The following is an 11,241-nucleotide window of genomic DNA, read 5'->3' on the forward strand; positions in this document are numbered from 1 at the left end:
AAGGCCTTCCTCGTGAACGTGGAAAAGGTGTAACGGAGACGACTTATGACTTATCAATCGCAAGACATCATTCGTCGTTCCGCGACTAACGGTTTCACGCCCGCGCCTCAGGCGCGGGACCACCAGCAGGAAGTCGCGAAGCTTATCGACGTCACCACCTGTATTGGCTGTAAAGCCTGTCAGGTCGCCTGTTCAGAATGGAACGATATCCGTGATGACGTCGGTCACAACGTCGGGGTGTACGATAACCCGGCAGACCTGACCGCCAAATCCTGGACGGTGATGCGCTTCTCGGAAGTGGAGCAGAACGACAGACTGGAGTGGCTTATCCGTAAGGATGGCTGCATGCACTGCGCCGATCCGGGCTGCCTGAAGGCCTGTCCGTCGGAAGGGGCCATCATTCAGTATGCCAACGGCATCGTCGACTTCCAGTCCGAACAGTGCATCGGCTGCGGCTACTGTATTGCCGGCTGTCCGTTTGACGTCCCCCGACTCAACCCGGAGGACAATCGCGTCTACAAATGCACGTTGTGCGTAGACCGCGTCACCGTGGGGCAGGAACCGGCCTGTGTGAAAACCTGTCCGACCGGGGCGATTCACTTTGGCTCCAAAGAGGACATGAAGGTGCTGGCGGGCGAGCGCGTCGCCGAACTGAAAACCCGGGGGTATGACAATGCGGGTCTGTACGATCCGGCTGGCGTTGGCGGCACGCACGTGATGTATGTGCTGCACCACGCCGACAAACCGAATCTGTATCACGGCCTGCCGGAAAACCCGGAAATCAGCGCCACCGTGAAGTTCTGGAAAGGGATCTGGAAGCCTCTTGCAGCGGTCGGCTTTGCCGCGACCTTTGCAGCCAGCGTCTTCCACTACGTCGGGGTCGGTCCGAACCGTGCGGAAGAGGAAGAGGACAACCTGCATGAAGAGAATGACGAGGTGCGCAAATGAAAAGACGTGACACCCTCGTGCGCTACACGGCGCCGGAACGCATCAACCACTGGGTCACCGCCTTCTGCTTCATGCTGGCGGCGATAAGCGGACTGGGATTCTTTTTCCCGTCCTTCAACTGGCTGATGCACATCATGGGCACTCCGCAGCTGGCGCGCATTCTGCACCCGTTTGTCGGGGTCATTATGTTTGCCTCATTCATCATCATGTTTTTCCGCTACTGGCACCATAACCTCATCAATCGGGATGATATCTTTTGGGCGAAGAATATTCGTAAGATCGTCGTCAACGAGGAAGTGGGTGACACCGGGCGCTATAACTTCGGCCAGAAATGCGTATTCTGGGCGGCGATTATTTTCCTGGTTCTGCTGCTGGTCAGCGGTGTGATCATCTGGCGTCCGTATTTTGCGCCTGCGTTCTCAATCCCGGTGATCCGCTTCGCGCTGATGCTGCATTCATTTGCCGCCGTTGCCCTGATTGTGGTTATTATGGTGCATATTTACGCCGCCCTGTGGGTGAAAGGCACCATTACCGCAATGGTGGAAGGCTGGGTGAGCAAAACATGGGCGAAGAAACATCACCCGCGCTGGTATCGCGAAGTTAAAGAGAAACAGCCTTCGACCACCAAAGATTGCTGAAGTCAATACGAGAGCTTTTTTGACTGACCGATGTCAGCGTAGTGACCGCGCGTAACAGGATGGAAACAGCTATGCTGTTACGCGCTATTTTACCTGGCGATTGCGGGGCGCAGAGATAAATAAGATGGGTCATAACCGCGCAAGCCAGACGGCAATGGCGGACAGTCAAACGCAGAAATGAAAAAGGCCCACGTTAATGAATAACATGGGCCTGAATAGTGGCGGAACGGACGGGACTCGAACCCGCGACCCCCTGCGTGACAGGCAGGTATTCTAACCGACTGAACTACCGCTCCACTTACTGTTCCTTGGGAACGAGGCGAATATTACGGATTCCCTATAACGTCGTCAACGCTTTTTCTTCAGTTTTGAATCGTTTGCTGTAAAAATCGCCCACCAGGTGATTTTTACAGCATATCCCGATGACTCAGGCGCGCCACAGGCAGCTTCCGCCCTTCTTTTGAACCAGATCGAGTCGGGATTCGTGGTCCACTATCTCTTCATCAGTCGCATAAACCACGCGTAATTTGCTTGCTGCGCGAACAACCCTCTGTATTCCCATTTCTCCGGCCTGCTGCTGCCCCTCACCTTCCATTGAAAATGCCATCGTCGTCTGACCACCGGTCATCATCAGATAAACATCGGCCAGAATCTGGGCATCGAGTAATGCCCCGTGCAGCGTGCGCTTACTGTTGTCTATTTCATAACGCGAGCACAGCGCATCCAGGCTATTACGCTTGCCGGGGAACATTTTCCGCGCCAGGGCGAGGCTATCGGTGACTTTGCAGAAAGTATTCGTTTTCGGAATGCCGCGATTCAGCTTGCTGAATTCATAATCCATAAAGCCGATATCAAACGAGGCATTATGGATGACCAACTCCGCGCCGCGGATATAGTCCATAAACTCGTCGGCCACATCCGCAAACACCGGCTTATCCATCAGGAATTCATCGGCGATCCCGTGAACGCCAAACGCTTCCGGGTCCACCAACCGGTCCGGTTTCAGATAAACATGGAAGTTGTTCCCGGTAAGGCGGCGGTTTATCACCTCTACCGCACCGATCTCGATGATCTTATGTCCTTCGTAGTGCGCACCGATCTGGTTCATACCAGTGGTTTCAGTATCGAGAACAATCTGTCGTGTAATTGCAGTGCTCATATCAGCCATTTATGTCAGACTTGCCGTTTATCTATCGATTTCAATTACAGGAAGTCTACCAGAGATGCTTAAACAGGTAGAAATTTTCACCGATGGTTCATGCCTGGGAAATCCTGGGCCCGGTGGTTATGGGGCGATTTTACGCTATCGCGGAAAAGAAAAAATCTTTAGTCAGGGCTACCACCTCACCACCAATAACCGGATGGAGATGATGGCGGCAATCGTCGCCCTCGAAGCGCTGAAAGAGCAGTGCGAAGTGATCCTCAGCACCGATAGCCAGTACGTGCGTCAGGGGATCACCCAGTGGATCCATAACTGGAAAAAACGCGGCTGGAAAACCGCTGACAAAAAACCGGTCAAGAATGTCGATCTCTGGCAGCGCCTGGATGCAGCGCTCGGCCAGCATCAAATCAAATGGGAATGGGTCAAAGGCCACGCCGGCCACCCGGAAAATGAACGCTGCGATGAGCTGGCGCGCGCTGCTGCTGCCAGCCCGACGCAGAGCGATACCGGCTACCAAGCAGAAAGCTAACTCTGCCGCGTGGCGCCAACCGTCTGGCGCAGTTGCGTTTTCGCTTTTCCTGATTTCATCGGGTTTAGCGTCAGCGGAACCGTCCGTTTCCGGGCAACAATCAGTTGCAAACAGCCCAGCGCCGGCAGGTGAGCGCTGAGCAGTTTGCCGCCCTGTCTGGACCAGGGCAGCACCTGATACCGGCCATAATGCAGCACTTCAAAATTCAACAACGCCAGCCAGTCCAGCTGGCGCATCAGCGTAAACATCCGGCTGTTGTAGGGCGTCGTCTTACGCAATACCGGAACCAGCTTACGCAGGCCCACCAGACTGAGGGGGTTAAACCCGGTCAAAATCATCCAGCCGTCATCTATTAATACCCGGTCGGCTTCACGCAGCAAACGATGCGGATCGCCGCACCACGGCAAAGTATGCGCCAGCAGGCAAGCATCAACCGACTTTTCAGCAAAAGGAAGATGCAGCGGATCGGCTTTAACCTGAATCGGGTTGCCTTGCAAAGACACATTCACCTGATGAGAGATAGCACAGGCTTCCGTATTGATTTCGGCGCTCAAATTGCCAATCTTAAGCAAATGAAAGCCATATAATTTAGCCAGCCACGGTTTCATCTGCCGTTCCAGCGATTCGCGATAGTATTCGCCCCAGGGCATACTGGACCAGTGCTCGGGCGCTGTGATTCTCTGAGGTATCCTTGCCGGCTTCATCGCAACCTTCCGCTATGCTTTGAGAGGTAATTAATGAATCTTATCAGTATTCCCGCATTTCAGGACAACTACATCTGGGTTCTTAGTGAGGAGTCCGGCCGTTGTCTTATCGTCGATCCCGGCGAAGCAGCACCGGTACTGGCCGCCATCGAAGCCAATCATTGGCAACCAGAAGCCATTTTACTGACCCATCACCACAACGATCATGTTGGTGGCGTAAAACAACTACGTGATAAGTTCCCAGGTCTAGTGGTTTACGGACCGGCAGAAACCCAGGATAAAGGCACGACTCACCTTGTGGCCGACGGCGATCGAGTGATGGTTTTGGGTCACGAATTATCTATTTTTTCTACGCCCGGTCACACTTTAGGACACATCTGCTTCTACAGCAAACCTTATCTTTTTTGTGGAGATACAATGTTTTCCGGCGGCTGCGGAAGGCTTTTCGAAGGAACAGCAGAGCAGATGTATCAATCATTTAGGAAAATAAACGCGCTTCCCGAGGATACCCTGATTTGTTGCGCACATGAGTATACTTTAGCAAATATGAAGTTTGCCTTGAGTATCCTCCCTAATGACAGGGATATAAATGATTACTATCGTAAAGTTAATGAGTTACGTGCAAAAAAACAAATAACACTCCCCGTAACTCTGAAAAACGAGCGACGTATAAATATTTTTTTACGCACAGATGATGATGATTTAATTAAAGAAATATCCAAAGAAACAAATTTGCAACACTCTGCGCAGAGATTTGCCTGGTTAAGGTCAAAGAAAGATGACTTCTGACATTTAATTCTTGTCATTCGCCGCCTTCACCGTTATTCTTGCTCGTCTTTTAAGCAACTATTGACACACACATGAAGGCACGAGCGATTTTACTCGCCTCTGTCCTGCTGGTGGGGTGCCAGTCGTCGAAAAACGATGGCAACGTCCAACAGCACGCACAGAGCCTTTCTGCAGCTGGTCAAGGGGAAGCAGGTAAGTTCACAAGTCAAGCGCGCTGGTTAGATGATGGAACCTTCTACGCGCAAGACCAGGATCTGTGGACTTCCATAGGCGACGAGCTAAAGATGGGAATACCGGAAAATCCCCGGATTCGCGAACAAAAACAGAAATATTTAAGTAATAAGAGCTATCTCCACGATGTAACTTTACGGGCAGAGCCGTATATGTACTGGATAGCCGGGCAAGTTAAGAAACGTAACATGCCAATGGAACTGGTATTACTACCCATAGTGGAGAGCGCTTTTGACCCGCACGCAACGTCTGGCGCCAATGCCGCAGGCATCTGGCAGATCATTCCGAGCACCGGGCGCAATTATGGTTTGAAACAGACCCGTAGCTACGATGCGCGTCGTGACATCGTCGCCTCTACAACGGCGGCACTGGATATGATGCAGCGTCTGAACAAGATGTTCGACGGCGACTGGTTGTTAACTGTCGCGGCGTACAACAGCGGTGAAGGCCGGGTGCTGAAGGCAATGAAAGCGAACCGTTCGCGTGGTAAACCCACCGATTTCTGGTCACTTCCATTACCGCGGGAAACCAAGGTGTATGTGCCGAAAATGCTGGCGTTGAGTGATATTCTCAAAAACAGCAAACGTTATGGCGTGAAGCTGCCGACGGCAGACGAAAGCCGTGCGCTGGCGCGTGTTCGCCTCGACAGTCCGGTTGAAATTAGCCAGCTTGCAGATATGGCAGGCATGCCCGTCGGCAAGCTGAAAACCTTCAACGCCGGTGTCAAGGGCTCAACCCTCGGTGCAAACGGGCCAAAGTACGTTATGGTGCCACAGAAGCACGCTGCTCAGCTGCGTGAATCACTGGCCTCTGGCGATATTGCCGCCGTGCAACCTACGCAGTTGGCGGACAACACGCCGTTGACCAGCCGTAGCTACCGGGTGCGTTCGGGCGATACGGTTTCCGGGATTGCCTCGCGTCTTGGCGTATCGACGAAAGATCTGCAGCAATGGAATAACCTGCGCGGGTCTGGGCTGAAAGTGGGTCAAAACCTGCTGATTGGCGCCGGAAGCAGTGCCCAGCGTCTTGCCAACAACAGCGATAGCATTACCTATCGCGTGCGTAAAGGCGATTCATTGTCGAGTATCGCGAAACGTCACGGCGTGAATACACGTGATGTGATGCGCTGGAATAGCGGCACTGATAACCTGCAGCCTGGCGACCAGCTGACGCTGTATGTGAAGAGCAGCGACAGGCCAGACTCCTGATACATCGGCTTCGTAGAAAAGGCACCGGATCCCGGTGCCTTTTTGTTTTAAAACGTTTTATGCGCTTCAAACATAATCGTATCGCTGGTAAATGAGCCGTCCTGCTGCAAAGCGAAATAGGTTTTGACCTCTGCGGATGCACTCTCCTGATATAAACGGATTGCCTCCACCAGCGGTGCTGGCGTGCGCATACGGGCTACCCATGAGGCAAACTCCAGCGGCAAACGATCGGTCAACAGCTGATTGATGGCCAGTCCAGCCTCATTCGCTAACGCCAGCCATTCTCCGCTTGAGTAGTTATGTACATGAGACGTATCACGCAGTGCTTCAACGGTTTGCAGCCAGATATCGCGCACGGGATGCCCGGGCGACATCACATCCATGATGATCATTACTCCGCCCGGCTTCAGGACGCGCTTAACCTCACGCAGCGCCTGGCCAACATCATGCCAGTGATGGGCAGAATAGCGGCTTATCACCACATCAAAACTGGCATCTGCAAACGGCAGCGATTCAGCATACCCCTGCTGAGTGGCAATATTCGACAAGCCTTTATCGCGCGAGGCCTGTGCGACAACCTCCAGCATCTGACTGGATAAATCATACGCCGTAACCTGTGCTACCTGTCCCGCCGCCGTAAAGCTGGCATGTCCGGCACCACACCCCAAATCCAGAACATGTGCGTGGGGGAAATCAGCCAGACGTTCGGCAAGGCGCTGCAGATCGCGTCCGGATGCGTGAACAGCGCTGGTCAGGTAGGCGCTTGCCTGTGAGCCAAACTGTTTTTCGACGTTGTCATGATGAGAGCGTGTTGTCATTGTGTTGTCCTTCGGTTGTTTGAATAATAAAGGCGGCACCATGCTTGCACAGGCCCGCCCCATGGCAGGCCTGACATACCTTATTAATCAGGCTTGCCGGGACTGAATTCGACTAGTAGCGGGTTGTGGTCAGAGGCGCGCGTCACCAGCACGGAAGCATCGTGTACGCTTAACCCCCGATAGAACACAAAATCAAGCGGGCGACCAAACGCACGGCGGCGCTGATCGTCAGGGAAACGGACTTCGCGCAGCGACATTTCTCGCGCAAAGTGATAGAGCGCATTCATTCGTGAACGGCTCCAGGCATTGAAGTCACCGGCCATAATCACCGGCCCACTGTGATGGGCAATTTGATCGCCAATCGGCAACAGTTGCTTGCTGTAGACATCAACACCGAGGCTGAAATTAACTGCGTGAATATTAACAACCATCAGTAAACGCGTATCCGGCAGCGGGTAGACGGTCACTAACGCAGACTTTGCCAGCCGCAGAATCGGCTCACGCTCGCGCAGCGGGCAGCAGTACACCGGATGTGCCGAAGCCAGCGTCATGACGCCAGAGGGGTGCTGCGGCAAGACCAGAGCCGGGACCTGATCGGCAGCCAGGTAGTTAGTCGTCGCAAACCGGACCATTTCAGGAGTCGTCTGCGCTTCCTGTAACAGCACAAGATGGGCATCTTTACCGAAGTTGTTGAGAACAGACTTCCACTCAGCGCGCTGCTGCTTAAAGATATTCCACACCAGGACGCGGATCTTCTCATCTGTGCTTAATGGTACGCCGGCGGCAAATGCCTGGCTTACGCTTGCGAACGACCCCGGAGGCAAAATTCTCTCCGCGGGCTGTCCGGCGACGTAGCGCATAGCATAAGTATTCTTTCGCAATTTAGGCATCAAACCTCGATAACAGGAAACCAGCCTGACTGCGGCTGGTTCTTCTTTTATAGGGATTTTCACCGGTACTTTCAATGCAATTCGTGAGAAACCTTTATCCTTCGACATTCACCGTCTTTGCTGGTCGATACTTATCCAGACGACCGCTATGCACAGTCAGCAACAGCGCGACAAAGACAATGACAGCCCCTATCCACGGCGTCTCGGCCAATCCATAGCGTTCCACCGTTTGCCCACCGATAACTGACCCCAACGCAATACCAACGTTGAAAGCGGCGATATTCAGGCCGGAGGCCACGTCAACCGCACCCGGCGTGTACTGCTCGGCTTTTTGCACGACATAAACCTGCAGCCCCGGCACGTTACCGAAAGCAAAAATCCCCATTACCAGCACTGTTGCCAACGCAGCATACTGGATGCTGGCGGTAAACTGGAATACCAGCAGCAGGACTACCAACGCGGCAAAGATGAAATTCAGTGCCGCTACGGCCCCATGTTTATCGGCCAGTTTTCCGCCCCAAACGTTGCCAACGGCCACCGAGATACCATAGCCCAACAGAATCCAGCTCACCGTTGATGGGCTAAATCCGGCCAGTTCCTGCATCATGGGAGCCAGGAAAGTAAACGCGGTAAAGACGCCGCCATATCCCAATGCGGTAATGGCATAAATCATCAACAGACGCGGGTGGGTGAGAACCTTTATCTGATCGCGCAGGCTTGCGCTGACGCGCCCTGGGATGTTGTTCGGTACCAGAATCAGACTGCTCACCAGTGCAATGACGCCAAGAATCGAGACGGCGAGAAAAGTTTCTCGCCAACCAAAATGCTGGCCGATAAAGGTCCCGATTGGCACACCGGTCACCAACGCGACCGTTAAGCCACCAAACATAATGGCAATGGCTGAAGCGGCTTTCTCTTTCGGCACCAGGCTCGTGGCGATAGTTGAACCAATCGAGAAGAACACACCGTGTGCCAGACCAGTCAACAGACGCGCAAAAACCAGCGTCGCATAACCTGGAGCCTGCCAGGCCAGCAGATTACCGGCAGTAAAGAGTACCATCAGCGCCAGAAGCAGCTGTTTACGCGGCATACGCCCGGTCAATGCGGTCAGCACCGGTGCCCCGATGGCAACCCCCAGTGCATAGATAGAAACCAGCAGGTCGGCAGAAGGCAACGAGATCGCCAGTTGTTCAGCAATCGTGGGGACCAGCCCCACAATCACAAATTCGGTGGTACCAATAGCGAAGGCACCGATTGTTAAGGCAAGTAGCGCCAGTGGCATAATTTACTCCGTATCATCAGGATTAAGATGACACGTAGTATGTAGCGATGTTTAAATAACAAAAACCATCAAAGTCTCAATAGAATTTTGCTACAGGTGCAATAATGCGAGCCACTTCAGAAGAGATAGCCATCTTTATCGCCGTCGTCGAAAGCGGGAGCTTTAGCCGGGCAGCTGAACAGCTGGGGCAGGCTAATTCCGCCGTCAGTCGGGCGGTAAAAAAGCTGGAATCAAAACTGGGGGTTAGCCTGCTGAACCGTACGACTCGTCAGCTCAACCTGACCGAAGAAGGAGATCGCTATTTTCGTCGCATGCAAGTCGTTCTGCAGGAAATGGCGGCGGCGGAGAATGAACTTCTGGAGACACGAACGACGCCGAGGGGATTATTACGTGTTGATGCCGCCACGCCGGTGATGCTGCATTTCCTGATGCCGCTAGTGAAACCTTTTCGCGAGCGTTATCCTGAAATGACCCTGTCTCTGGTGTCATCAGAAACCTTTATCAATCTGATTGAGCGTAAAGTCGACGTCGCGATCCGCGCCGGTACGCTAACGGATTCCAGCCTTCGCGCCCGGCCGCTTTTTAACAGCTATCGCAAAATTATCGCCTCCCCGGACTATCTTGCTCGCCGCGGTACGCCGAAAAATATTGCGGACCTGAAAGATCACCTGTGCCTGGGCTTTACCGAACCTGTCTCGTTGAATACCTGGCCCGTCTCCTGCTGCGATGGTCAATTGCTGGAAGTGAATTGTGATATTTCATCGAACAGCGGGGAAACCCTTAAGCAGCTATGTCTGACGGGGAATGGTATTGCCTGTCTGTCCGATTATATGGTCGACCAGGAAATTGCGCGCGGGGAGTTTGTTCAGCTGCTGGCCGAGAAGCGCCTGCCGGTTGAAATGCCGTTCAGCGCGGTTTACTACAGTGACAGAGCCGTCAGCACGCGCATCCGGGCATTTATCGATTTTCTTAGTGAACACGTAAAACAGCTCCCGCAGGAGCTGTGATACGCGCATTCCCGACTGCCCTTCTCGTGCAGTCGGCCACGCACTCATGCTAATTCAGACGATCAGTCCCACTCAGGCGCCAGGCCTTCCGGGCTAACCAGACGATTGTTGCAATCTAGCGCGGCGATCACCTGACGATCTTCGGCATCCAGTTGCAGATCCTGAGCTTTCAAATTACTTGCCAGATTTTCACGCTTCGTGGAAGATGGGATCACGGCGTAGCCTTCGCCCATCGCCCAGGCCAGAATGACCTGTGCCGGAGTCGCATTGTGTTTCGCGGCAATGCCTGCAATCACTTCATCTTTCAGTGCCTTACCATAAGCCAGCGTCATGTAAGAGGTGATATGGATCCCGTGCTCTGCAGCCCACTTCACCACTTTGCGGTTTTGCAGGTACGGAGAGAGCTCAATCTGATTGGTCGCGATATTTTCAGCACCAACGGTTGCAATGGCACGTTCCATTAGTGGAATCGTGAAGTTAGAGACACCAATCTGGCGGGTCAGCCCCTGCTTTTTCGCTTCCAGCAGTGCAGGCATAAATGCTTCGACGGCAACAGTATCGTTCGGCGACGGCCAGTGGATCAGCGTCAGGTCGACATAATCTGTACGCAGTTTCTGCAGACTCTCTTCAAGGCTGGCGATAAGCTTTTCCGGGCTGAGGTTCTCAATCCAGATTTTGGTGGTGATAAACAGCTCATCACGCGGCACAGCGCTTTCTTCGATAGCCTGACCGACAGCGGCCTCGTTATCATAAATCTGAGCGGTATCAATCGTACGATATCCCAGTTCCAGCGCCGTTTTCACTGATGCGATGACAACGTCATCTTTCAGGCGGAAGGTTCCAAGACCAAATGCAGGGATTGCCATAAAATTCCTCGTTTTTCTTAATGTTAACTCATTAAGGTCATTATGGCTGATGTCATTTGGCGGAAAAAGATCGATAAATGCAGAGGATTTTGCTCAATAAGCAAAAATAGCATGGTTTGAAAAAAGAGAAGAAAAAGAAAAAGCCCTGAGCAAACGCTCAGGGCTTTTA

The 11,241-nt window shown here is 53.0% G+C and carries 12 protein-coding genes and 1 tRNA gene; 6 read left to right on the forward strand and 7 right to left on the reverse strand.

Translation table 11 applies throughout. The features are described 5' to 3' along the window. Positions 1-45: 45 nt before the first annotated feature. Together fdxH and fdoI are read left to right on the forward strand one after the other, a co-directional pair. Positions 46-948 carry a formate dehydrogenase subunit beta gene (fdxH, locus tag ACZAHD_RS18540; protein ID WP_462458086.1) on the forward strand — a complete coding sequence of 301 codons (903 nt, stop codon included), beginning with the start codon at positions 46-48 and terminating at the stop codon, positions 946-948. Then, complete coding sequence (gene fdoI / locus ACZAHD_RS18545) at positions 945-1,586, forward strand: formate dehydrogenase cytochrome b556 subunit (protein ID WP_462458087.1); 642 nt, start codon at positions 945-947, stop codon at positions 1,584-1,586. The genes fdxH and fdoI overlap by 4 nt, the downstream gene beginning before the upstream one ends. 219 nt (positions 1,587-1,805) lie before the next feature. Here fdoI and ACZAHD_RS18550 read toward each other — a convergent pair. Both ACZAHD_RS18550 and dnaQ read right to left on the reverse strand, forming a co-directional pair. After that, a tRNA-Asp gene (locus tag ACZAHD_RS18550) sits at positions 1,806-1,882 on the reverse strand. Between the two features lie 131 nt (positions 1,883-2,013). Next, positions 2,014-2,745 (reverse strand): DNA polymerase III subunit epsilon, encoded by a 732-nt coding sequence (gene dnaQ, locus ACZAHD_RS18555; RefSeq protein ID WP_462458088.1) that lies wholly within the window; start codon positions 2,743-2,745, stop codon positions 2,014-2,016. Between dnaQ and rnhA the strand changes: the two genes are divergently transcribed. Continuing rightward, positions 2,699-3,277 carry a ribonuclease HI gene (gene rnhA, locus ACZAHD_RS18560; protein ID WP_462458089.1) on the forward strand — a complete coding sequence of 193 codons (579 nt, stop codon included), beginning with the start codon at positions 2,699-2,701 and terminating at the stop codon, positions 3,275-3,277. The genes dnaQ and rnhA overlap by 47 nt on opposite strands. Here the strand turns inward: rnhA and ACZAHD_RS18565 are convergent. Continuing rightward, entirely contained in the window at positions 3,274-3,981 is a 708-nt protein-coding gene (locus tag ACZAHD_RS18565) for a class I SAM-dependent methyltransferase (protein WP_462458090.1), read from the reverse strand. The genes rnhA and ACZAHD_RS18565 overlap by 4 nt on opposite strands. Before the next feature lie 33 nt (positions 3,982-4,014). On the opposite strand from ACZAHD_RS18565, the gene gloB reads away from it, so the two are divergent. Both gloB and mltD read left to right on the forward strand, forming a co-directional pair. Beyond that, complete coding sequence (gene gloB / locus ACZAHD_RS18570) at positions 4,015-4,770, forward strand: hydroxyacylglutathione hydrolase (protein WP_462458091.1); 756 nt, start codon at positions 4,015-4,017, stop codon at positions 4,768-4,770. Positions 4,771-4,841: 71 nt separating this feature from the next. Next, entirely contained in the window at positions 4,842-6,209 is a 1,368-nt protein-coding gene (mltD, locus tag ACZAHD_RS18575; protein ID WP_462458092.1) for a murein transglycosylase D, read from the forward strand. A 47-nt stretch (positions 6,210-6,256) separates the two neighbouring features. Here the strand turns inward: mltD and ACZAHD_RS18580 are convergent, their stop codons facing one another. From ACZAHD_RS18580 to ACZAHD_RS18590, 3 genes are all read right to left on the reverse strand, one after another. After that, positions 6,257-7,027, reverse strand: coding sequence for a class I SAM-dependent methyltransferase (locus tag ACZAHD_RS18580; RefSeq protein WP_462458093.1), 771 nt, complete (start codon positions 7,025-7,027; stop codon positions 6,257-6,259). 83 nt (positions 7,028-7,110) lie between these two features. Beyond that, a complete protein-coding gene (locus ACZAHD_RS18585; RefSeq protein ID WP_462458097.1) occupies positions 7,111-7,908 on the reverse strand; it encodes an endonuclease/exonuclease/phosphatase family protein in 798 nt (265 codons plus the stop codon). A gap of 103 nt (positions 7,909-8,011) precedes the next feature. After that, complete coding sequence (locus ACZAHD_RS18590; protein ID WP_462458094.1) at positions 8,012-9,199, reverse strand: MFS transporter; 1,188 nt, start codon at positions 9,197-9,199, stop codon at positions 8,012-8,014. A 104-nt stretch (positions 9,200-9,303) separates the two neighbouring features. On the opposite strand from ACZAHD_RS18590, the gene yafC reads away from it, so the two are divergent. Then, the gene (gene yafC, locus ACZAHD_RS18595) at positions 9,304-10,206 is read left to right on the forward strand and encodes a DNA-binding transcriptional regulator YafC (RefSeq protein ID WP_462458095.1); all 903 of its coding nucleotides are present in this window, start codon (positions 9,304-9,306) and stop codon (positions 10,204-10,206) included. A 62-nt stretch (positions 10,207-10,268) separates the two neighbouring features. Here yafC and dkgB read toward each other — a convergent pair whose 3' ends face one another. Next, the gene (dkgB, locus tag ACZAHD_RS18600; protein WP_462458096.1) at positions 10,269-11,072 is read right to left on the reverse strand and encodes a 2,5-didehydrogluconate reductase DkgB; all 804 of its coding nucleotides are present in this window, start codon (positions 11,070-11,072) and stop codon (positions 10,269-10,271) included. Positions 11,073-11,241 lie beyond the last annotated feature (169 nt).

Source organism: Raoultella sp., assembly GCF_039594335.1.
Lineage (GTDB): Bacteria > Pseudomonadota > Gammaproteobacteria > Enterobacterales > Enterobacteriaceae > Klebsiella.